Below are 22,096 nucleotides of genomic sequence, written 5' to 3'. Positions count from 1 at the left end.
CCTACCGGACCGTCGCCACCGCGAGCTCCTCGAACGCCTCCGCGGCCGTCCGCGTCCCCTTCGAGATGAGGACGTCCCCCTCACGGATCTCCGCGTCGGCGTCGCCGACGAGCAGCCACCCCTCGTCGGGGCGCCGAATGGCGATCACGGACATCGTCGGCTCGGTCTCGGGGACGCCCGCGGCGATCGTCGTTCCGTCGAGGGCACTTCCCGACTCGACCTCGATGCGGGCAATGATCTCGTCGCTCTCCCCGACGGCCATCTCGACGACGGGGTGGACCTCGATCTCCCTGAACACCCCCTCGCTGAGGTCGAGCGCGGCGTCGCTGATGACCTCCGTGCTCGTCCCCAGCCGGATGAGCCCCCGCAGCGCGACCGGGTCGGGGGCGTCCCCGGCCGCCCGGAGCGTCCAAGCCTCGAACCGGGACTGCATCGCGTCGACCTCGACCTCGAGGTTTCGGACCTCCTCGGCGAGCCCCTCGCTGTCGAACAGGACGCTACTGTAGGCCAGATCGATCGCCAGCTCCGAGAGGTTTTTCATGTGAACGATCGTGTCCACGGCCCGCTCGAGGTCGTCGACGTCCGGCGTCTCGACCGCGGGACCCTCGTAGGGCGACCCCGTCAGCGTCTCGTACACTCCCTCGATCGCCGCGTCCGGACCGCGGAGGAAGGCGACGTCGTCAGGAGCGATTGTCGTCGTCGGCCCGGGGTTGAGCAGCCAGTCCTCGTCCCCGGCCCCGCCGGAGCCGGAGGGTTCGTCGGACGACAGCCGACGCCCGCCGCGCCGGAGCGCGATCACGCGAACGCCGGTCTCGGACTCGAGGTCGATATCCTGCAGGGTTCGATCGGCGTACGGGGAGTCCGCGTCGACGACGCCGCGGACCAGGACGCCCGCGGCCTCGGGCAGCGCCGCGCGCATCGCCTCGGGCAGTCCCATCTCCTCGAGGACGATCTTCGCGATGTCGCCGGCGGCGTCGCTGATCGTTCCCGTCGCCGCGACGATCCCCAGTACCGGCGCGAGCTGTTCGGCGTCGCCGGGGTTTCGCGAGGCCATCAACAGCCCCATTCGGGCGCGCATCTCGAGGACATCCATCCGCCGCTCGAGGCGAAGCACCTCCCGGGCGAGATCCTCGTTGCGGTGGAGGACGGCCGAGTAGGAGAGATCGATCAGCAGCTCCGCGGTATCTTTCATCTCCACGAGCACGTCCTTGACGCTGACGGGCTCGTACTCGATCGACACCGGCGACGGCTCGTCCCCGAACGGATCCATGTCCTAGTCCTCCGACCCCCGTCAAAAAAACGTTTCCCGCTACGGAGCCCCGGCTCGCGCGAGGCCGCCTTCCGACACGGTTTTGGACCGGCGCGGAGAACCCACGGCCAATGATCGATCGGACCCTCCTGCGCGAGGACCCCGACGCCGTCCGCGACGCGCTCGAGAACCGCGGTGCCGACGTCGACCTCGACGAGTTGATCGAGATCGACGAGCGCTGGCGGGAGCTGAAAGCCCGCGGCGACGAGTTGCGCCACGAGCGCAACCAGGTAACCGAGCGGATCGGGAAGCTGGTCGCCGAGGGGAAACAGGACGAGAAGGACGAGGCCATCGAGCAGTCCAAGGAGCTCAAATCCGAGATCGAGGACGTCGAGGATGAGGCGGCCGATCTCGGCCGCGAACTCCGGGAACGGATGCTCGAGGTCCCCCAGATTCCCGACGAGAGCGTCCCGCTCGGCCTCGACGAGCGACACAACGTCGAGGACCGACGCTGGGGGTTCGACGACCTGCGCGTCGACGCCGACGCGATCACCCCCCACTACGAACTCGGCGAGGAACTGGACATCATCGACGAGCAACGCGCCGCCAAGACCACGGGGTCGGGCTTTTACTTTCTGAAGGGCGACGGCGCCCGCCTCGAGCACGCGCTGATCCAGTTCATGATGGACGTCCACCGCGAGCAGGGGTACGTCGATCTGTTCCCGCCGGTTCCGGTCAAGAGTCAGTCGATGCGGGGCACCGGCCAGCTGCCGAAGTTCGCCGACGACGCCTACCGACTGGGCGGGAGCAACGAGGAGGCCTACGAGGACGACGACCTCTGGCTCTGTCCCACCGCCGAGGTCCCGGTGACCAACATGTACGCTGACGAGATCCTGCTCAAGGACGACCTTCCGCTCAAACACCAGGCCTACACACCCAACTTCCGGCGAGAGGCCGGCGAGCACGGTACCGAGACCCGCGGGATCGTCCGGGTCCACCAGTTCAACAAGGTCGAACTCGTCAACTTCGTCGAGCCCGAGGACAGCTACGACCGCCTCGAGGAACTGCTCGAGGAAGCCGAGGAGGTCCTGCGCCAACTCGAGCTTCCCTACCGGATCCTCGAGCTCTGTACCGGCGACCTGACCTTCGCCTCGGCGAAAACGTACGACATCGAGGTCTGGGCGCCCGGCGACGACATGGACGACGGCCCCGAGGAGGGTGGCCGCTGGCTCGAGGTCTCGAGCGCCTCGAACTTCGAGGACTTCCAGGCTCGACGCGCCGGGCTTCGCTACCGGCCCGAGCGCCACGAGTCGGCCGAGTACCTCCACACGCTCAACGCCTCGGGGCTCGCCCTGCCCCGCGTGATGGTGGCGATCCTCGAGTACCACCAGAACGAGGACGGCACCGTGACGATCCCCGAGGCGCTGCAGCCGTACATGGGCGGCCAGGAGGTCATCGAGGGCCACGAGAAGGTCGGCGAGGCCGCGTTAGGTGCGGGCGAGCGGGAGTGAGACGCGGCGATCGGTAGTCGTCGGCAGAGACCCGCCACCGCATCGAACGGCTCGACGCTGCGGTCCCGTCTTCCGGGTTGGTTCTAGCGCCGATTTCGTACTCGAGCGCCGGTGAGTCACGTCGAACGCCGTCGTCCGATCAGCGGGACCTTGCCGAACGTAGCGAACTTTCAGCGGGACACGAACGAACGCGTCGCTACGAATGGGGACGCGAAAGAAGAAAAAGAATCGAGAGAGCGAAGATCGGGGTCTAGATGTACTGGATGATCTCGGGCAGCTCGAGCTTCATGCCCTTTCGCTCGCGGATCTCCATGATCTTCTCGCGCTGGAGCGAGTCGGACATGACCTCGAAACCGGCGTTCTCGGTGTTCCACGACGCTCGACCCTCGGTCGCAGAGCGGATGTCGGAAGCGAACCCGATCATCTCGTCGACGGGTGCGATACCCTCGACGACCATGAGGTCACCCTCCTGGTACATGTCGTCGACGCGGCCTCGCCGACCCTGGATCTCGCCGGAGGCGGCGCCCATGTGGTCGTTGGGGACGTCGATGCGGACGTCCTGCATCGGCTCGAGCATCTTGATCCGCGCGTCGATCAGCGCGTTGTGGACGGCCTCACGGGTCGCGGGGATGACCTGCGCCGGACCGCGGTGGATGGTGTCCTCGTGGAGCCGAGCGTCGTGCAGGCGGATGAGCGCTCCCTGGACCGGCTCGTTGGCGAGCGGGCCGTTGTCGAGGGCCTCCTCGAGCCCCTCGATGAACAGCTCCATCGTCTCGTTCAGGTGCTGGATACCCTTCGTCTGGTCCAGCAGGATGTTCGAGCCGTGGATGTGCTCGACGTTCTGGGAGTCGTCCTTGTCCATGCCGGCGTCCTGCAGCGCCTCGCGGCGCTCCTGCTCGGGCATGTCCATCGAGGCCTCGCCCAGCTTGATCGTCTCGACGAGCTCGGTGCTCATCGGCTCGACGGAAATGTAGAAGCGGTTGTGGCGGTTCGGCGAGATCCCCTCGACCTCGCTGCTCTCCTGCTGTGGCTGCTCGCGGTAGACGACGATCGGTTCACCGGTGTGGACCGGGATCCCCTGGTTCTTCTCGATGCGCTGGGTGATGACCTCGAGGTGAAGCTCACCCTGCCCGGAGATCAGGTGCTCGCCGGTGTCCTCGTTGATCTCGATCTGGATCGTCGGGTCCTCCTTCGAGACCTGTCGCAGCGTCTCGATGAGCTTCGGCAGGTCGTCCATGTTCTGGGCCTCGACGGCCTTCGTGATGACCGGCTCGGAGATGTGCTCGATCGACTCGAACGGCGTCATCTCGACGCTCGAGACGGTCGAGCCGGCGATGGCGTCCTTGAGGCCGGTGACCGCGGCGATGTTCCCGGCGGGGACGCGCTCGACTTCCTCGCGCTCGCCACCCATGTAGATCCCGACCGACTGGATGCGGTTCTTGCCGGCGGTCCCGGAGACGTACAGCTCCTGGCCCTTCTCGAGGGATCCCGAGAAGACACGACCGGAAGCGATCTCACCCGCGTGGGGGTCCATCCCGATGTCGGTGACCATGAAGACGACCTCGCCGTCCTCGTCGACCAGTCGCATCCCCTCGGCGAGTTCGGTGTCGTCATCGCCGCGCCAGATGCGCGGGATACGGCGGGGCTGGGCGTCGACCGGGTTCGGGAAGTGTTCACAGACCATGTCGAGCACGACGTCCGACAGCGGGGTGCGCTCGTGGAGCTCCTGGCGCTTGTCCGAGCGCTCGAGTTCCATGATGTCGCCGAAGTCCATCCCGGTACGCTGCATCGACGGCATCGAGACGCCCCACTTGTACAGCGCGGAGCCGAAGCCGACGGTGCCGTCCTCGACGGAGACCGTCCAGTCCTCGATGTCGTCCATGTCCTCGGTCATGCCGCGGATGAGCTCGTTGACGTCGTTGATGACCGAGACGAGTCGACGCTGCATCTCCTCGGGCCCCTCCTGGAGCTCGGAGATGAGTCGGTCGACCTTGTTGATGAACAGGGTCGGCTTGACGCCCTCGCGCAGCGCCTGTCGCAGGACGGTTTCGGTCTGGGGCATCGCGCCCTCGACGGCGTCGACGACGACCAGCGCACCGTCGACGGCCCGCATCGCTCGGGTGACGTCGCCACCGAAGTCGACGTGGCCTGGCGTGTCGATGAGGTTGATGAGGTGGTTCGTCCCCTCGTACTCGTGGGTCATCGAAACGTTCGCCGCGTCGATGGTGATTCCCCGTTCCTGCTCGTCCTCCTCGGTGTCCATCGCGAGCTGCTCGCCGGCGGTCTCGTCGGAGATCATGCCGGCACCGGCGAGAAGGTTGTCGGAGAGGGTCGTTTTTCCGTGGTCGACGTGAGCGGCGATGGCGATGTTCCGGATGTTCTCCGGTTCGTCCATCAGCCGTTCACACTCTTGGACGATCTTCTTGCGTCGGCCCATATACCCCCCAATACCGGTAGCGGGGTCAAAAGGGTAGTGTTTCGTCGGCGGGAGGGATTCGGCGCGTATCCCGTTCTGGAGCGATGAAAGGCTATTTTGCGTGAGTGAATGGCACACAGTAATATCCCGTCCGATCGAGGACGACGGACGGGATTCTCGGCGGGCGTAAGAGCCATACAGTCACGGCCCGTGATACGGCTACACATGGACATCCGCGTGAACGGCTCGGGCCCGACCGCCCCTTTTCTCGGGGCCCGCGACCTGTTCGAAACCGAGTACGACCTCTCGCTGCCGGTAGACGTCGAACTGCGCGACGACCCCGACGTTCGCACCTGGGCCGGCCACTACGACGACCGACACGTCCTGAACATCTCTCGACAGGCCGCCTCGAGCGCGATGGCCCGCGAGCTCGCCCTCCACGAGTTCGCACACATGGCCAGATACGAGCAGGAACACCCCTCCCACACGCAGTCGACCGAAGAGGTCCTGTTTCTCGCGCTGGCCGGCAGGAGCGTGGAGCGTCGCAAACTATCGCACTGCTACCAGATCGCAAACCACATGAAGGATATCTACGCCGACGACATCACGCTCTCGGTCGGCCCCGGCGAGAAACTCCTCACGTTCCTTGAGTCGGGCCTCGCCGCGGCGGTCATCGATCGCCCCGAGCGCCAACCGAGCGCCGACCGAACGAGGCTCTCCGCGAGCGCCGATCCCGAAATCACGGCCGTTAACGCGGCGTTCGCCCTGGCGCTCGCGGAGCGACACGACCTCGTCGAGGCCGATCACCGGCTGTACGATCTCGCCCACGTCGCCACCGTCGACGCCCCGAGCGTTCCGTTCGAAGCGTTCAAACGCCGCTTCAGGGAACTCGCCAGGGACCCCGACTCGAGCAGCTACCGACAGGCCCTCGTTGACGCGACCCGAACCTACGTCGGCGAGAGCGGCTCCTCGTCCGAAGCGTAGCTTCGCGGTCGGCCTCAGTTACCCGAACGTTTAATGTTTTACACCACACCAGTACGGAACATACTTCGATGTCCTCCGAAACGGCGAATCGCGGACCGGACGACGCGTTTATCGAGGAGCTGTCTCGCCTGAAACGGCGCGGAGCGAGCGTCCTCGTCGTCGGGTCCGCTCGAGCGAGTCGGAACGCCGAGACCTGTCGCCGACTACTCGGACACGCCGCGGACCGCTCGCGCCGACGGGTACTGGTTTCGACGACCGGTCGGAGCGCACCGATCGAGCCCCTCACTGTCGAGAACCCGCCGAACAGCCATCGAATCATCACCCACGACGTCGACGTCCGAAGCGCCGGCACCGCGACCGCCCCCCGGACGACGGGGGCGTCGTCCGACGTTCCCTCGACGTCCACCGACACGCTCGCCGACCTCGGAGTCGAACTCTCGAGTGCGATCGAATCGTTCGAACGCGCCGCCGACGGACTCGAACCCTCGGAGCTTCGAATCGGCGTCGATTCGCTGCTCCCGCTGCTCGAGAAGTACGGCACCGAACGGACGTTCCGATTCATCCACCTGACGAACGGACGGACACGAACGGCCGACGGAATGATCCACTACCGATTTCCGGTGGGACGAGAACACGACGTGGCCGCGGTGTTGACACCGCTTTTCGACGTCGTCGTCGAGCTTCGGGTACACAACGGCGTTCGACAGGAGCGCTGGTCGCTCAAGGACGAATCGCTGTGCTCGGGCTGGATTCCGACGACACAACTGTAAGAGACGGGACTCCGATATGTCGACCGAGAACTCGCGACGTTCGACCATCGGCACTCGAGACAAAGTGACGGCTCCCACCAGATGAACCCGACGTTCGAGCCGACCGACGACGGACTCGAGATCATCGATCGAATCGAGCGGCACCGATATCGGCTCACGACCCACGACCCGGTTTCGATCGAACCTGTCGACTGCGATGAGATCCAGTATCCGGTCGACGCGGCGGTTCGGATCACGACGGACACGCTTACGCTTCCGACGACGCACTACGTTTACGTTCGCGATAAGACCGGATCGATGGTCGCCGAAGCGAAGCCAGACGAGCAAATTTTCTTAGCCGACGGAGAGTATACGCTCGATCTCTCGGTGCCGATGAAGGTATACGCTCGCGTGGATAGCTCCGTCCGAGTATACTCTGACGCCGAACGAACGCATATCGAATTGAACGATTCGTCCTCGGTGATACTCGGCGCACGCTCCTATCATACTCGTCCTGCACACACGGTTACGACTACAGCGAAACCGAGCGACCTAATGCGAGCCGTGTCGACCTTCGGGTCGGTACTGAAAACGACGACCGCGGAACGATCGTATCCAACTCTACGCGGACACCCTCCTGTTATCGAGTTGGGGGACGAATTACGGGTACCCGATGAGCTCTCATCTCCGAAGACTGGTATCAGGATCGGGGTTCCACGGGAGCTCGACAAAATATTCGTTGCTGCTCCGTTAGCATACTATCTTGGGGCGACCGTTGTACCGGATACTCAACCACGTCTGGTAACTGATCACGGATATACCCGTTCGCTTACCGGATCGGAGGGGTTCGAGACGACCGTCAAACGAACACTCAATCAACTGTTCTTTCTCGATACTGTTGTACGAACCGAGGGGATGACTCCACTTCCGCTGGAAAAACGAACAGAGGTAGAGCCCCTGCTCGATCATAGTGTACAAAGCTTGTACGAACAGCCGCTAGCTGAGCGGGTACAGAACTATCTAAACGTCCACTACTCGGAATTGAAACCGTCGATACCAGATTGGCAGTTCGAAGTACATCTCGATTCGACGCCAGATATGGCCGAGTTTTTACCGTTCATTTCCAGTGATCTCGCTGCGGTCAAGATAAGGAAGCGAAGAAAAGAACCACCTACTGTTTCGAAAGAAGCGCAAACGATTGCAGATTTCACCCGGGGTAATCCAATCGAAAACACCGACCCAGTTCCTACTACCGACCCGGAATCAGTTCGGAACAACGCATCGAGATCTCCAGTGGTACGACAGTTGTGGAACCGTTCTAAGGGACAGGACATAGCCAGTACGACACCACTGTCGGCTTTCCAAAACAGTATCGGCCGAACACCACACGATGATCCGATCGATATTGACGTCGTGTGTAATGATATCGAAATGAGCGAGGAATCAGAGTTCGTTAACGATACCTACGGAGAACACGATGAGTTGCCGTTCGATGTAACGGTTTATCGCCGTATCTCTACTACCGAATTCAAGGATATATTGGCGACGAAAAGCGATTTCTTACACTACATCGGCCATATCGACGATAAGGGTTTCCAATGTTCAGATGGTAAATTAAATGGAAAGGATGTCAAAAAGTCAAATATAAAGGCGTTCTTTCTAAACGCTTGTCAATCGCATACGCAGGGTCTATACTTAATCGAAGCCGGAAGCATCGGCGGAATCGTAACTCTTGGTAACGTCATCAACAGTGGAGCGATCGAGGTCGGTAGAGGGGTTGCGAAACTCCTGAACCAGGGATTTCCACTGTACGGTGCACTAGATATTGTTAAGAACGAAACGGTAGTGGGGCAACAGTACTATATGGTGGGTGATGGAAGAACCACAATAGCCCAGTCTGACCTCGAAGTCCCCAACCTATGTAGCATAAAAAAGACTAACAGTGAATGTTTGATAGATATTACTACATACGATTCAGTGCAAGCCGAAAAAGGTACGATGAGCATACCTCATCTATCCCCGATTGACGGATACTATGTTGTCCCCGGAACAACGGGACAAATACCGGTGGAACGGTCTCAACTCGAAGAATTCTTAGATCAGGGCCGATTTCCGATAGTAGTCGACGAAGACGTGTACTGGAGCGACGACGTAACGGTCGATTCGTTGTGGTAATTACGGCCCAGTGTAGGTCGAGTGGTTTGCCGCCACGGTACCAGCCTGCGAGATAGCCAGCAGCATCGTGAACAGCACGCCGATCATTCGAGGGTGATTCGTTAGGTGTTGGGTTAGGTCCGTCATGCTACGTATAGCATATCGTGCCCGATTGTAATGAATTTATTTTAATATAACACACATAGAATTCATAGATATATATCCTATTTTGAAGTGCTAAAAGATAAGATTAATATAAATAAGAAGAGTCGCAGAACGTATAATACACAATGGCTCGTTGGGAGACGGTAATGGAATCGCCCCGATCCGGTATCTCATCGACGGGAGATCCAGTCATTAAATCCACAGGAGATGGGATCGCGATCGTCGATCCCATCGAGCGCAAACGATATCGACTCGCAACGAACGAACCCGTGGAGGTAAACGACACTACCGAGACCGGAATACCGTATCCGGTTGACAGCGAGGCTGAAATAACGACAAAAACCCTCACGCTTCCAACGCAAAACTCAGTATACGCTTACGACAAGACGGGCCTGATGCTTGTCGAATCGAACCCGAAGGGAACGACCAGTCTTTCTAAGGGTGAGTATTATCTTGATATTTCTGGTAGTGTGAAACTGTATGCGGGTATCAATAGTAGCGTAGACATCCATTCTAATGCGGATCGAACGCGGATCAATTTCGGAGCGTCAACCAGCGTAGCCCTCGGTGCACGATCGTATCATACACAACCAGCTGGGTCGATCAGAACGACTACCGATATCGGTGATGTGATGCAAACCGTATCGGCGTTCAGTTCGGCACTCAAAACAACAAAACCCGAGCGATCCTATCCTACTCTTCGTGGTCACCCGCCAATAATAGAACTCGATCAGGAATTGACTATTCCGTCCCAGTTCGACCCTCCGGAGACGGGAATCAGTATTGAAATCCCCCCGGAACTTCGTTCGATATTCGTCGTAACACCGCTTGCATATTACCTGGGGGCGAAAGTTAAACCAGGTTCCGTACCCCGTCTCGTGATCGGGTCCGAGTGTTCACTTTCCTTATCCGACGAAGATGGTTTCGAATCCACCGTCGAACGGCTATTGAAGCAAACCGTATTCCTCGACTGTCTGGTCAGAGCTGCAGGGCCCTCGTCGAATCCCCTCCAGGAGCGTCACGAACTCGAATCAACACTGCAGTTCGACATAAAGACGGTATACAACCAGTCACCGATAGAACGACTTCGGTCGTATCTCGAGGTTCCGTTCAACGTGATCGAGTCGTATCTCCCCGACTGGAAAGAGTCGAGACTGTCACCGACCGAGGACAAGATTCCGTATCTTCCGTTTCTCGCGAACGATCTGGCTGTGGTTAAAACCGAAGCAATTCGATCGGGAGATTTCGGACGCAGTTCGAAGACCAAAGCAGGCTCATATTCGGAAAGTCAGTCATCTCTGAACGAAAGTATCGAACAGCGCTGGAACGATGATAGTTTGTCGAGTATCGCAGCTAGAACTCCGCTCACAGCGTTTTACAACGATATCAATAGAACGGTTCGAACGGGTCCAATCGATATCGAAGTGATTTGTAACGATCCGAGAATGAGCGAAGAGTTCGTAGCTCTCTACGGAACGTACGGTAACCGCGAGGACATCCCGTTTGAAGTCACAACTCGGTATGATCTTACGGTATCCGAGTTAGCAACCGTCTTCGAACGAACTAGTGATTTCGTACACTATATTGGGCATACAGAGGAAGAAGGATTTAGATGCGTTAACGGATATCTGGATGCCTGGTCGCTCGAAACCGTCGGTACGGACGCGTTTTTACTTAATTCATGCCGCTCATACGATCAAGGACTCGCCCTGCTTCAAGGGGGAAGCATCGGGGGAATTGCGACGTTTGAAGATATCGATAATGTTGACGCCGTACAAACGGGAAGTGCGATCGCACAGCTACTGAATCAGGGATTTCCCCTCTATGCAGCAACAAATATTATACGAGAAAAAAGTGCGGTTGGCGAAAGCTATCGATTACTCGGCAAGGGCAGTACGGCGATCTCTCAGTGTAGAGCAGGTTTGCCGGTGCGTTTCTCGATTACTCAAGAAGGGGATCAACATAAATTTCGACTGAAGGTGTACACGAAAGATGAAGTACGGATCGGAAGTACGTATCAGCCCCATCTCAATTCGACGGATGCATATCATCTGATACCGAAGGAAATCGGGCCAATTCCGGTGGAGAAATCGGACTTTCCAAAAATTACAGAAATGAGCGAAGCTGCCATCCTCCTCGATGACGAGGTTAGGAAGGGAGACGATGTTACGTTCAAAGAGATAGGAATACTGCCATAGCTGTGGAGATTGCTCGCTGCTCTACAAAATAAAAACGGACCGAATTAGCGAGCGGCAGCCGCGACGCGTTCTTTTTCCTCTTTCTGGCTGATCGCGTACGTCTGTACGTCGTAGTTTGCTGCGCCGACGAGCTGATTTGCGATCGCTTCCGCGAGCGGCGTCGGGGTCTTGAACGAGTCATTGTAGACGCCCTCGGCGAGGACCATCAGAGCCTGATCAACGCGGCGCTGGGGCGCGACGTCGACCGCCTTCGGGACCGAGATTCCGCCGTACTTCAGCCGGACCGTCTCCTCACGCGGCGCGGAGTTCTCGACGGCCGTTACGAGTACCTGTACCGGGTTCTCCTCGGTTCGCTCGTGGACGAGCTCGAAGGCCTCGCGGACGTGGTTGAGCGTCTTCTGTTTCTTCCCCGTGTTGTCCTCGGTCTGCATCAAGCGGTTGATGAACCGCTCGACGATCGAGATCTGGGACTTCTTGAACTGCTTGCTCGCGTGTCGACCCGCGGTGTGTGCGACCGGTGTCACCGTGATGTAACGTTCGGTCGAGGGGTCGCCGTACTCGATCTCGTCGGTTTCCCACGTACCGAACAGCTTCGCGGAAACGTCGGCGTTTCCGGCGGGTGCGTCGGGGTCGGGTTGATCTTCTGCAGCCATCGTTATCGCACCGGTTTCTCCGCGTTCCCGCGAACCAGTTCGATGAGCGAGACGCCGTTGACCTTCTCGACCTTGTAGTTGACACCCGAGAGGTCGCCCATCGCACGACCCTTCGCCCCGCCGATACCGGCGATGGTGACTTCGTCGTGTTCGTCGATGAAGCTGATCGCACCGTCACCGGGACAGAAGGCGGTAACCTGTTTGCCGTTCTTGATCAGCTGTACGCGAACGCACTTTCGGATCGCCGAGTTGGGCTGTTTCGCTTCGATGCCGACCTTCTCGAGTACGATACCACGAGCCTGGGGAGCCCCTTCGAGGGGGTCGGACTTCTCGCGAAGTCCGCGGGCGCGGCGCGCGTAGTCCGAGTCGGACCACCGCTGGTTCTGGCGGTCCTTCTTGAGCTTGCGCGCGGCATACTTGCCGTTTGCCATGCTCGTCGCTATCGGTCGGAGACACTTAAGCGTCCCTGTTTGGAGACGCGATTACGCCACGAGAGCGCTCGATTGGGGGTAACGAAGGAATCTGAGGACGTTTCGTCGCTCGAGCGACGCTCTCGCGAGGCGGGAGTCAGATCAGCTGGACGTCGTCGATGTCGAAGTGCCTGGCGGCGAGCCGTCGGGCGGTGTCGATCGTTCGTCCGTCTGAACCGATCGCGACGCCGCGGTCCTCGTTGGCGACTTCGACGTAGGCGACCGTATCGTCGTTCTCGCTGATCGTAACGTTGTAGACCGCAGCCGGAGCGAGCGCGTTTGCAACGAACGTCTCGGGATCGTTGGCGTCTTCGACGAGGCGAACCGGGGCCTCGATGCGATCTTCGAACCGTCGGACGGTCCGACCCCCGGGACCGATCGCGTCACCCATCCGACCGCTCGCGACGACGAGGACCAGCCGCTCTTCCCCGTCGTGCTCGTCGACGAGGCAGTCCTGTCCGGCGACATCCGTGACCTCCTCGAACAGCGCGAGATACCGGCGTGCGTCGTCGTCGAGGGTTATCGCCATCGATCAGTCTGCTCGGCCGGAGCCGGAGGTCGTCGACCCCATCCGAAGGTCGACGTCGCCGGTGCCGAGCTTGATCGGCTTTCCGACGATGACGTTCTCCGTGACGCCGTCGAGCTCGTCGACCTCGCCGTGGATCGCGGCGTTGAGCAGGTGGTTGACCGTCACCTCGAACGCCGCGCGAGCCAGTACCGAGTCCTTCGACCCCGAGATCCCGTGGCGGCCGATCGACTCGATCTCGCCGCGGTTAGTCATCATGTCGGCGACCAACATCAGGTGGCGGACGTTCACGTCGTCGAGCCCCTGCTCGGCGAGCGTGTTGTTCGTCTCCTCGATAATCGCCTCGCGGGCGGCCTCGATGCCGAGATTGCGGTGGATCTCGTGGATGTTGTTACACGTCGATCGGGAGGCGTCGACGCCCTCGATCTCGAGGGCGTCGCCAAAGGCCGACCCCTCGGTGTAGAGGACGAACTCCTCGGAGCCGTCGTCGAGCTCCTCACGACGGATGACGACCCTGGAGATGTCCTCGATCCCCTTGAACGTGATCTCGCGCAGTTCCTCGACCAGCTGGAGCAGGTCCCGATACGAGGGTTCCTCGGGACCGAACTCGATCTGGGTTCCCTGTTGGATGGCTTTCACGCCGAGGTTGTCCTGGATGATCTCGGCGACTTCTTCGGGCGTGATCATCCGCTCCTGGAGGGTGTCCTCGTTGAGCGAGATCTGGACGCGCATGTCGGCGACGTTCGTCGAGACGTCGCCCAGCGCGAGGATCTTCGTCGCCTCGATCTTCCAGACGACCTCGTGAGCCTTCTCGCGCTCGGTGGCGTACTCGTCCTCGAGATAGATCGTCATCATCGGCGTGTCCGGGGTCTTGCGGGCGTCGACCAGCTCGATCAGCCGCGGCAGCCCCTGGGTCACGTCGATCTCGGCGACCCCCGCGTAGTGGAACGTGTTCATCGTCAGCTGCGTTCCGGGTTCGCCGATCGACTGCGCCGAGACGGTGCCGACGGGATCGAGCGGGTCGACCCGCGTATCGAGGTAACGAGCCTCGACGGCCTTCGCGAGCTCGTCTGCGTCCTCGACGGTGGCATCGCCGCGCTCCTCGAGGGTCGCGTAGACCTTGTCCTTGAGCCGACGGGGAAGGTCGGTGTCCTCGACGACGGCGATCGTATCGTCGTCGACGTCGTAGGCGACCTCAGTCATCGGAGGTCACCTCCGTTCCCTCGACGAGGCGATCGTCGGCGTACTCCGAGAGGTTCGTCGGCTCCGCTTTGGTACCGAGGAACTCCGCTCGCTCCTCCTCGGATGCGAACTCGGAGTCGAGCACTTGGTCGGCGATCTGCTCGACGTCGATCTCGTTGTCGTCGCCCGAGGAGACCTTGACCGGGGAGGTGCCGTCCTCGCCGAACTCGAACTGGACGATCGTATCGGACGTATCGCGGACGGTACCGTCGTACTGAGTCTCCAGTTCCGACAGCGCGTTGATCAGCCGACGCTGCAGGTATCCGGACTTCGAGGTACGGACCGCGGTGTCGACTAGCCCCTCGCGGCCACCCATCGCGTGGAAGAAGAACTCCCGCGGGGTCAGGCCGCTAGTGTAGGAGTTCTCGACGAACCCGTGGGCCTCCGCGGAGAGGTCGTTGGGTTTGTAGTGGCTGAGGGTGCGGTCCTCGTAGCCGCGGTTGATGCGCTCGCCACGAACCGCCTGCTGGCCGACCGCGCCGGCCATCTGGGTCAGGTTGAGCATCGAACCGCGGGCGCCGGATTCGGCCATGATGACTGCCGGATTGTCGTCGGCGAAGTGTTCGTCGGCGATGTTCCCGGCGTTGTCACGCGCACGCGAGAGCGTCTGCATGATCTTCATCTCGAGGGTCTCATCGATCGTTCGACCCGGCAGGCTCTCGAGTTCGCCGCGCTCGTAGGCCTCGATGAGCTCCTCGACGCGGTCGTCGGCGTCTTCGATCGTCTCGTCGATCCGGGCCTGAGCTTCCTCCGGGATCGTCTCGTCGTCGATCCCGATCGAGAACCCGAAGTGCATGATCGCCCGCATCGCGAGCGTCGAGACCTCGTTGACGAAGATCCGTGCGCGGGTGTTGCCGTAGACTTTCGTGATCGTGTCGACGATCTCGCCGCCGAACTCGCCGACCTCGTCCTCGGCGACCGTCCCCTCGAGTAGCTGGCCGTTCTCGATCACGACGTCGTCGCCGACGGTGCCGGTGAACTCGAGGTTCAGATCGTCGGGAAGCAGCTCCGAGAAGACGTCGTAACCGGTCCAGAACGGCTCGCCCTCGTCGTCGACGCCGCTGGGTTCCGGTAGCTCGTCGATTCGGGTCGCCCGAAGCAGGTCGAGCGCCTGGGTCTCGTTGAATCGGGGATTGTCATGGGTCAGCAGGTACATCCCCGAGATGTGGTCCTGGATGGCTCCGATGATGTTCTCGCCGAACCGGGGCGAGAGGATCTGTTCCTGGACGCGCATGAGGACGCGGGCCTCGGCGCGGGCCTCCTCGTTTTGCAGCGCGTGCATGTTCATCTCGTCGCCGTCGAAGTCGGCGTTGTACGGCGGACAGACGACGGTGTTCAGCCGGAACGTCTTGTACGGCATGACCACGACCTCGTGGGCCATGATCGACATCCGGTGCAGCGACGGCTGGCGGTTGAAGATGACGATGTCGCCGTCGACGAGGTGGCGGTTGACCTCCCAGCCGGCGTCAACCTTCTCGGCGAGCTGTTCGCAGTTCTTCTCGGTCACCTTCAGCCGACGACCGTCGGGGCGGCGCACGTAGTTCGCGCCGGGGTGGGCCTCGGGGCCGTTCGAGACGTACCGACGGGCCTCTTCGACGTTGCGCTCGGTGACGTTCATCGTCTGGGTCATCTCGCTGGCGACGCGGTCGGGAACGCCGACCTCGTTCAGGCTGAGCGTCGGGTCCGGCGAGATGACGGTTCGAGCCGAGAAGTTGACGCGCTTCCCGGACAGCGAGCCACGGAATCGTCCCTCCTTGCCCTTGAGCCGCTGGGAGAGGGTCTTGAGCGGACGGCCGGAGCGGTGGCGAGCCGGCGGCGTCCCCGAGATCTCGTTGTCCATGAAGGTGGTGACGTGGTACTGCAGCAGCTCCCAGAGGTCCTCGATGATCAGCTGTGGCGCGCCAGCCTCACGGTTCTCCATGAACCGCTGGTTGATGCGAATGATGTCGACCAGCTTGTGCGTGAGGTCGTCCTCGCTTCGCTGTCCGTTGTCGAGGGTAATCGACGGCCGCGCGGTTACGGGCGGAACCGGGAGGACGGTCAGGATCATCCACTCGGGACGTGACCGCTCGGGATTGATACCGAGCACTTCCATGTCCTCGTCCGGGATGGCCTCGAACCAGTCCCGGATATCGCTCGGCATCAGCTTGTTCGTGTCCTCCTCGGTGAGGTCGATGTCCAGGGCCTTCTCGATGGCCTTGCGCTGGCTCTCGCGCGGTCGGAACGAGCCCGAGAGGATTTCGTTGACCCGTCCGATGTCGATCTCGGTCTTCTCGGCGAGTTCGTCGGGCGTCGTTCGCTCGATGCCGGCTTCCTCGTCGCCCTGCATCGCGCCGGCGATACGCTGGGAGTACTCGCTTGCCAGCACCTGCTGGACCTCGTAGTAGGTCGTGGGCTTCTCGTGGTCGATGTCGTACTGGATCTCGCCGCAATGGGGGCAGCGATCCTTCTTGCGGGCCTGTCGAATCGCCGCCTTCGTGACGTCGTTCAGGTCGCGACCGAGTTTCCGGGAGTCATCGATCTGGTCGTAGAACTCACCGCGCTCGTCCTCGGTCAACAGGAGTCGCGAACACTCCCGGCAGGTCCCCCGAAGGAGCCGCCGGATGAGCTTCGTGAACCCGACGTGGATAACGGGCGCGGCCAGTTCGATGTGCCCGAAGTGACCGTTACACGATCCCGAGTGCTTCCCGCAGGTCTTACACTCGAGGCCGGGGTCGATAACCCCGAGACGGGGGTCCATCAGCCCCATGTCGATGGGGAAGCCGTCGTCGTCGTAGGTGTCGGCCGTGATGATCTTCGTCGCGCTCATCTCCCGGTACTCCTCGGGCTCCATGAGCCCGAAGTTGATCGATCCGATGTCCTTTGGTGTGCTGTTTTGCATGGTGGGTTAGACGGCGTCCTCCAGTTCCAGTCGCGGTGCGATGCCGAGCGCTTTCATCTCGTCCAGGAGGAGCTTGAACGCGTAGCTCATCTCGATCTCGTGGATATCGGTCTCCTCGTCGCAGTTCGGACAGTACACCCGGCGCTGTTCGACGTTCTCGACCGCGCTCATCCCACACTGGCCGCAGACGTGGATGAACTCCCGGTCGGACTCGTCGAGCAGCCGCTCTTTCAGCGTCATCGCGGCGCCGTGACCGATGAAGACGTCCCGCTCCATCTCCCCGATACGGAGTCCGCCCTCGCGGGCCCGTCCTTCGGTCGGCTGGCGGGTCAACACCTGCACTGGCCCCCGAGAGCGGGCGTGGAGCTTGTTCGAGACCATGTGGTAGAGCTTCTGGTAGAAGATGATCCCCACGAAGATCTCGGCCTCGATCTTCTCTCCCGAAACCCCGGAGTACATCGTCTCCTTGCCGGCGGAGTTGAACCCGTTCCGTTCGAGTCCCTCGCGGAGTTCGTCCTCGTCCTCGCCCAAAAACGGCGTTCCGTCGACGCGGCGGCCCTCCATCGCGCCGAGTTTCCCGCCGATCATCTCGAGGATGTGACCGACGGTCATCCGCGACGGCAGCGCGTGGGGGTTGAGAACGAGGTCGGGGACGACGCCCTCCTCGGTGAAGGGCATGTCCTCCTGGGGCGCGAGGTGGCCGACGACACCCTTCTGGCCGTGCCGAGAGGCGAACTTGTCGCCGAGTTCGGGGATCCGTTCGTCGCGCACGGAGACCTTCGAGAGCTTCGAGCCGTCCTCGCCTTCCATCAGGGTGACGGTGTCGACGACGCCCGACTCGCCCGAACGCATGGTGACGGAGGTCTCGCGGCGCTTCTGGGGCGAGAGTCCGCCCATGTCGTCGGGCTCCTCGAGGAATCGCGGCGGCGAGGTCTTCCCGAGCAGCACCGAGTTCTCGTCGACTCGGGTTTCGGGGTTGACCAGGCCGTCCTCGTCTAAGTGGGTGTACGCCTCCTCTCCGCGAGCGCCACGGACGTCCTGGCTCGGAATCTCGAAGCGGTCCTCCTGACCGCCCGGATAGCGGCGTTCCTCGCCCTCGTAGGTCCGGAAGAAGTGCGAGCGGGCGAGTGCGCGCTCGACGCTGGCTTTGTTCATGACCAGCGCGTCCTCGATGTTAAAGCCCTCGTAGCTCATCACGGCGACGACGAAGTTCTGGGCAGCGGGTCGCTCGTCGAAGCCGATCTGCTCGGTGGTCTGGGTCTTGACCATCGAGAGCTGCGGGTAGTGCAGCAGGTGCTGGCGCGTATCGGGCCGGATGCGGTAGTTCGCGCTCGGGAGCCCGAGCGACTGCTTGACCATCCCCGCGCCCATCGTGATCCGGGGCGAGGCGTTGTGTTCTGGGTAGGGGATCATCCCCGCGCCGATCCCGAAGATCAGCTGCGGGTCGATCTCGAGGTGCGTGTGGTCCTCGTTCAGGTCGTCCTCGTCGACGGCGACGTAGATGTCCTCTTCCTCCTCGGCGTCGATGAACTCGATGTAGCCGTGGTCGACCAGGTCCTCGAACTCGAGGTCGCCGTCCTGAAAGGCGGACAGCTCCTGCTCGGAGATACGGGGCTCGCCGTCCTCGACGACCAGCAGGGGACGACGCGCGCGCCCGGCGTCGGCGTTGACGATCACTTCCCGGGTGCGCTCTTTCACCGAGACGTTGACCATCTCGCTGACGTCACCGATGCGTCGCGCTTCGCGGATCTGTTCGGCCAGTTCGTGCGGATCGGGATGGGTCCCTACCAGCGACCCGTTCACGTAGACTTTCGCTTCTCGTTGTTGGCTGCTCATGGTTGATCAGTCGTCTGCGGTCGATCGCTCGATGCCCTCGAGGCCGGGGATCCCCTCGACACCCATCGAGGCGAGTTCGCGTTTGAGTTCCTGTTCGTCCTCGATGTTCTGGGAGAGTTCCATCGCCTGCGCGAAGTTTTTCACCAGTCCGCAGTTCGGACCTTCGGGCGTCTCGGAGGGACAGATACGACCCCACTGGGTCGCGTGCAGGTCCCGCGCCTCGAAGTGCGGTTGCGAGCGAGAGAGCGGACTACGCAGTCGGCGCAGGTGGCTGAGGACGCCCATGAAGTCGGTTCGGTCGACGAGCTGAGAGACGCCGGAGCGACCGCCGACCCAGTTCCCCGTCGCGATCGGGTGCTCGAGCCGTTCGGTCAGCACATCCGAGCGGACGACGGTGTTGACCGAGAGCTGGCGGTTGCGCATGTTCGCGCGCTCGAGCTGGTACTTCACGTCCCGGGCCAGCTTGTTCAGCGCGGTCCGGAACAGGTCTTTCATCAGGTCGCCGGAGACCTTCAGGCGCTTGTTCGCGTAGTGGTCCTTGTCGTCGGCCTCGCGTCGACCGAGCGCGAGTTCGAAGCAGGCTTCGGCCATCCGACAGAGGTAGTGAGCCTTGTTGATCCGAACGTCCTCTTCGTCGACCCCTTCCTCGTGGAGGTGGGGCAGGAGATAGCGGTCGATGACGTAGTTCGCGCGCTTGAGCTGGTAGTTCTTCCCCTGGCCCGACGCGACGCGTTTACCGAGCGCTTCGATCGCTTCCTCCTCGGTCTGAACCTCCGCCTCCTCGAGGTTCTCGAGCATGTACTTGACGACCTCGGGGTCGTTCGAGACCTTGTGGACGATCTCCTCGTCGCTCTCGAGTCCGAGCGCCCGAACGAGGGTCACGAAGTTGATCGAACCCGACACGGAGGGGAACGAGACCTCGAGCAGCCCGTCTCGAGTCCGCTCACAGAGCACGAGGGCGCGGTACCCCCGCCGCTGGGAGAAGGTCTTGGCGACCTGGATTTCGTCGCCGTACTTGGTGTCGTACTCCGCGAGGATCTTGTTCGGCGCGAGGTCCTCGCTGGTCATCAGCACCCGCTCGGAGCCGTTGACGATGAAGTAGCCGCCGGGATCGGCGGGATCCTCGCCGATCTCGATCAGCTCCTCGTCGCTGAAGCCGGCGATGTTACACTTGTCGGAGCCGACCATGATCGGCATCCGGCCGATCTTCGTCTCCGTGGAGTCGACGACCCGCTGGTCGCCCTCCTCGCCCTTGACGATCGACATCTCCATGAAGACGGGCGCGGAGTAGGTGATGTTCCGGAGCCGGGCCTCCTGGGGGTACAGCAGTTCCTCGGAGCCGTCGGCCTCTCGAACGCGAGGCGTCACGACGCGGACGTCGCCAAGCTTGACGTGGACCGGTTCCTCGCCCTCCTTGTCGCCGATGTCCGTATCGATCGTCTCCTTCTCGTCGACGACCTCCTGCATGCCCCGGTTGAGGAAGGCGTTGAACGAGCGGTAGTGGTGTTCGGCGAGCCGTTCCTTCGAGAAGTATTCGCGCGAGATGTCCCGTCGTTTCGATCGGTCGAGTTCCATTGCCATTTATTCCACCACAAGTCGGTATACGACGGCCTGGTCGGTTGTACGTGAGTTCCGAACGATCTTGACGACGTCGCCGACCGCCGCCTCGTCCGGGAGAGCGGGATCGTTGCGCTTGATTTTCGGCAGGTCTGTACGGTCGATGTCGTATTCCGAAAGGACCTCCTCGAGGACGTCCTCCTCGAGAACGGTGTGCTCCGGAACGAGTTCGTGTTGGCTTACGTCTACCATGTGTTGGTGCGGGCTATCGGGAGAGAAGCGGCTGTCACGAGATACTACAGGCACGTAGCGGCGGGACGCATTTAACGGTTACTAACTCGACCCAAAAGCGGGGCTATCCGGCCTGGCGAACTTGACCGGGACTATCTGTCACGTTCGTACGTAGCCCGTTCTCGGTTATATTCCTTGTGGGGAGTGAAAGTAGACGCCCTCGAGACGGACGTGTCCCGGTTCGTCCTACCACACGTTCCACGATTGGAAAGCCTTAATACTCTCACCGGGAAACGGAGAAATGCGTCGCAAGACGCCGCAAGCAAGCCCGGATGGTGTAGTGGCCCATCATACAACCCTGTCACGGTTGTGACGCGGGTTCAAATCCCGCTCCGGGCGCTTTCTTGCGACTTGTCTGCCCGGATGGTGTAGTGGCCCATCATACAACCCTGTCACGGTTGTGACGCGGGTTCAAATCCCGCTCCGGGCGCTTTCTTGCGACTTGTCTGCCCGGATGGTGTAGTGGCCCATCATACAACCCTGTCACGGTTGTGACGCGGGTTCAAATCCCGCTCCGGGCGCTTTCTCAATATCGTGAGCGGTCCGCCTGCTGTGTTACAAACAATCTGAACAGATGTATTCAATCAGGCGCGCTCATGGTTTCCAAAACCAGTAGTCGTAGCCATTCCTAATATTAAACCAAATTACATCTATAGTTACGAACCACGATGCGGAACTCGAAAGAGAAAGGAGACGAAACAGAAATCAAAATCGCCTCACGACTCATAGAGGCTGGATACAGTGTCTCGGTTCCGTTCGGTGACAACGATAAGTACGATCTCGTAGTCGATGATGGAGCGACGTTACATCGAGTTCAGTGTAAGACCGCGTGGCAGAACAAACCACGAACGATCCGATTTAACACCCATTCACAGACGACCAGGAACGGAGAGTATCACGAACAGATCTACCGAGAGGAAATCGACGCATTCTGTGTTCGGTATCCGGAAACGGATCAGCTCTACTGGATATCGGTTAACGAGGCGACAACACAAAAGATGGAACTACGGTTCGATGCTGCTATCGACCATCCGTCGATTAACTGGGCAGCCGACTACGAGTTCAGCGAGAACTGTCCCTGATCGTATGATCGGCTGGTTCCGTCACGTTTGTCCAATCTGATCCGTTCTCGTTCCTACCAGATCGGTTCACTTCCGCTCGAGCGCATCCTTCCAGCCATCGACCGACTACCGTCTCGTGAGCTGTTCGGCGAA

General features: G+C 61.1%; 16 protein-coding genes and 3 tRNA genes. 9 read left to right on the top strand and 10 right to left on the bottom strand.

The genetic code is table 11. The features are described 5' to 3' along the window. Position 1: 1 nt before the first annotated feature. Positions 2 to 1,270: a potassium channel family protein gene (locus GWG54_RS05020; RefSeq protein WP_167936734.1), complete on the bottom strand. Its 1,269-nt coding sequence runs from the start codon at positions 1,268 to 1,270 to the stop codon at positions 2 to 4. A gap of 110 nt (positions 1,271 to 1,380) precedes the next feature. Between GWG54_RS05020 and serS the strand changes: the two genes are divergently transcribed. Further along, positions 1,381 to 2,760, top strand: coding sequence for a serine--tRNA ligase (gene serS / locus GWG54_RS05015; RefSeq protein WP_167936733.1), 1,380 nt, complete (start codon positions 1,381 to 1,383; stop codon positions 2,758 to 2,760). A gap of 250 nt (positions 2,761 to 3,010) precedes the next feature. On the opposite strand, the gene GWG54_RS05010 is transcribed toward serS, so the two are convergent. After that, entirely contained in the window at positions 3,011 to 5,197 is a 2,187-nt protein-coding gene (locus GWG54_RS05010; protein ID WP_167936732.1) for an elongation factor EF-2, read from the bottom strand. A gap of 204 nt (positions 5,198 to 5,401) precedes the next feature. Here GWG54_RS05010 and GWG54_RS05005 point away from each other — a divergent pair, with 204 nt between their 5' ends. The 4 genes from GWG54_RS05005 (at position 5,402) to GWG54_RS04990 (ending at position 11,426) form a co-directional block, all read left to right on the top strand. Further along, the gene (locus tag GWG54_RS05005; protein ID WP_167936731.1) at positions 5,402 to 6,160 is read left to right on the top strand and encodes a DUF5781 family protein; all 759 of its coding nucleotides are present in this window, start codon (positions 5,402 to 5,404) and stop codon (positions 6,158 to 6,160) included. A 68-nt stretch (positions 6,161 to 6,228) separates the two neighbouring features. Beyond that, positions 6,229 to 6,930: a hypothetical protein gene (locus GWG54_RS05000; RefSeq protein WP_167936730.1), complete on the top strand. Its 702-nt coding sequence runs from the start codon at positions 6,229 to 6,231 to the stop codon at positions 6,928 to 6,930. Positions 6,931 to 7,011: 81 nt separating this feature from the next. Further along, positions 7,012 to 9,084: a hypothetical protein gene (locus GWG54_RS04995; RefSeq protein WP_167936729.1), complete on the top strand. Its 2,073-nt coding sequence runs from the start codon at positions 7,012 to 7,014 to the stop codon at positions 9,082 to 9,084. A 290-nt stretch (positions 9,085 to 9,374) separates the two neighbouring features. Further along, positions 9,375 to 11,426 carry a hypothetical protein gene (locus GWG54_RS04990; RefSeq protein ID WP_167936728.1) on the top strand — a complete coding sequence of 684 codons (2,052 nt, stop codon included), beginning with the start codon at positions 9,375 to 9,377 and terminating at the stop codon, positions 11,424 to 11,426. A gap of 44 nt (positions 11,427 to 11,470) precedes the next feature. Here GWG54_RS04990 and GWG54_RS04985 read toward each other — a convergent pair whose 3' ends face one another. The 8 genes from GWG54_RS04985 to GWG54_RS04950 form a co-directional block, all read right to left on the bottom strand. After that, the gene (locus tag GWG54_RS04985) at positions 11,471 to 12,079 is read right to left on the bottom strand and encodes a 30S ribosomal protein S7 (RefSeq protein ID WP_008421536.1); all 609 of its coding nucleotides are present in this window, start codon (positions 12,077 to 12,079) and stop codon (positions 11,471 to 11,473) included. 2 nt (positions 12,080 to 12,081) lie between these two features. Then, complete coding sequence (locus GWG54_RS04980) at positions 12,082 to 12,510, bottom strand: 30S ribosomal protein S12 (RefSeq protein ID WP_005554545.1); 429 nt, start codon at positions 12,508 to 12,510, stop codon at positions 12,082 to 12,084. Between the two features lie 136 nt (positions 12,511 to 12,646). Beyond that, positions 12,647 to 13,078 (bottom strand): NusA-like transcription termination signal-binding factor, encoded by a 432-nt coding sequence (locus GWG54_RS04975; protein ID WP_167936727.1) that lies wholly within the window; start codon positions 13,076 to 13,078, stop codon positions 12,647 to 12,649. Between the two features lie 3 nt (positions 13,079 to 13,081). Further along, positions 13,082 to 14,278: a DNA-directed RNA polymerase subunit A'' gene (rpoA2, locus tag GWG54_RS04970; RefSeq protein ID WP_167936726.1), complete on the bottom strand. Its 1,197-nt coding sequence runs from the start codon at positions 14,276 to 14,278 to the stop codon at positions 13,082 to 13,084. Further along, entirely contained in the window at positions 14,271 to 17,198 is a 2,928-nt protein-coding gene (locus GWG54_RS04965) for a DNA-directed RNA polymerase subunit A' (protein WP_167936725.1), read from the bottom strand. The genes rpoA2 and GWG54_RS04965 overlap by 8 nt, the downstream gene beginning before the upstream one ends. A 6-nt stretch (positions 17,199 to 17,204) precedes the next feature. Continuing rightward, positions 17,205 to 19,034, bottom strand: a complete 1,830-nt coding sequence (rpoB, locus tag GWG54_RS04960; RefSeq protein ID WP_167936724.1) for a DNA-directed RNA polymerase subunit B — start codon at positions 19,032 to 19,034, stop codon at positions 17,205 to 17,207. A gap of 6 nt (positions 19,035 to 19,040) precedes the next feature. After that, positions 19,041 to 20,615 (bottom strand): DNA-directed RNA polymerase subunit B'', encoded by a 1,575-nt coding sequence (locus GWG54_RS04955; RefSeq protein ID WP_167936723.1) that lies wholly within the window; start codon positions 20,613 to 20,615, stop codon positions 19,041 to 19,043. Continuing rightward, on the bottom strand, positions 20,616 to 20,843 hold the full coding sequence (locus GWG54_RS04950) for a DNA-directed RNA polymerase subunit H (protein ID WP_167936722.1): 228 nt from the start codon (positions 20,841 to 20,843) through the stop codon (positions 20,616 to 20,618). Positions 20,844 to 21,148: 305 nt separating this feature from the next. Between GWG54_RS04950 and GWG54_RS04945 the strand changes: the two genes are divergently transcribed. The 4 genes from GWG54_RS04945 to GWG54_RS04930 all read left to right on the top strand — a co-directional run bounded on the left by GWG54_RS04945 (position 21,149) and on the right by GWG54_RS04930 (position 21,964). After that, positions 21,149 to 21,221: transfer RNA gene (locus GWG54_RS04945), tRNA-Asp, on the top strand. A gap of 18 nt (positions 21,222 to 21,239) precedes the next feature. Continuing rightward, positions 21,240 to 21,312: transfer RNA gene (locus GWG54_RS04940), tRNA-Asp, on the top strand. Positions 21,313 to 21,330: 18 nt separating this feature from the next. Further along, a tRNA-Asp gene (locus GWG54_RS04935) sits at positions 21,331 to 21,403 on the top strand. Positions 21,404 to 21,550: 147 nt separating this feature from the next. Next, positions 21,551 to 21,964, top strand: coding sequence for a group I intron-associated PD-(D/E)XK endonuclease (locus GWG54_RS04930; protein WP_167936721.1), 414 nt, complete (start codon positions 21,551 to 21,553; stop codon positions 21,962 to 21,964). Positions 21,965 to 22,096 lie beyond the last annotated feature (132 nt).

This window comes from Natronococcus sp. JC468 (assembly GCF_012163165.1).
Lineage (GTDB): Archaea > Halobacteriota > Halobacteria > Halobacteriales > Natrialbaceae > Natronococcus > Natronococcus jeotgali.
Note: the sequence above shows the minus strand (reverse complement) of the source record. Positions and strands in the feature narration are given on the sequence as shown.

Bases quoted from the DNA above. Each gene is read 5' to 3' on its own strand.
- GWG54_RS04995 (WP_167936729.1), top strand. From the start codon at position 7,012: ATGAACCCGACGTTCGAGCCGACCGACGACGGACTCGAGATCATCGAT.
- GWG54_RS04950 (WP_167936722.1), bottom strand. From the start codon at position 20,843: ATGGTAGACGTAAGCCAACACGAACTCGTTCCGGAGCACACCGTTCTC.
- GWG54_RS05000 (WP_167936730.1), top strand. From the start codon at position 6,229: ATGTCCTCCGAAACGGCGAATCGCGGACCGGACGACGCGTTTATCGAG.
- GWG54_RS04990 (WP_167936728.1), top strand. From the start codon at position 9,375: ATGGAATCGCCCCGATCCGGTATCTCATCGACGGGAGATCCAGTCATT.
- GWG54_RS04985 (WP_008421536.1), bottom strand. From the start codon at position 12,079: ATGGCTGCAGAAGATCAACCCGACCCCGACGCACCCGCCGGAAACGCC.
- GWG54_RS04975 (WP_167936727.1), bottom strand. From the start codon at position 13,078: ATGGCGATAACCCTCGACGACGACGCACGCCGGTATCTCGCGCTGTTC.
- GWG54_RS04930 (WP_167936721.1), top strand. From the start codon at position 21,551: ATGCGGAACTCGAAAGAGAAAGGAGACGAAACAGAAATCAAAATCGCC.
- GWG54_RS05005 (WP_167936731.1), top strand. From the start codon at position 5,402: ATGGACATCCGCGTGAACGGCTCGGGCCCGACCGCCCCTTTTCTCGGG.
- serS (WP_167936733.1), top strand. From the start codon at position 1,381: ATGATCGATCGGACCCTCCTGCGCGAGGACCCCGACGCCGTCCGCGAC.
- GWG54_RS05020 (WP_167936734.1), bottom strand. From the start codon at position 1,270: ATGGATCCGTTCGGGGACGAGCCGTCGCCGGTGTCGATCGAGTACGAG.
- GWG54_RS05010 (WP_167936732.1), bottom strand. From the start codon at position 5,197: ATGGGCCGACGCAAGAAGATCGTCCAAGAGTGTGAACGGCTGATGGAC.
- GWG54_RS04955 (WP_167936723.1), bottom strand. From the start codon at position 20,615: ATGGCAATGGAACTCGACCGATCGAAACGACGGGACATCTCGCGCGAA.
- rpoA2 (WP_167936726.1), bottom strand. From the start codon at position 14,278: ATGACTGAGGTCGCCTACGACGTCGACGACGATACGATCGCCGTCGTC.
- GWG54_RS04980 (WP_005554545.1), bottom strand. From the start codon at position 12,510: ATGGCAAACGGCAAGTATGCCGCGCGCAAGCTCAAGAAGGACCGCCAG.
- rpoB (WP_167936724.1), bottom strand. From the start codon at position 19,034: ATGAGCAGCCAACAACGAGAAGCGAAAGTCTACGTGAACGGGTCGCTG.
- GWG54_RS04965 (WP_167936725.1), bottom strand. From the start codon at position 17,198: ATGCAAAACAGCACACCAAAGGACATCGGATCGATCAACTTCGGGCTC.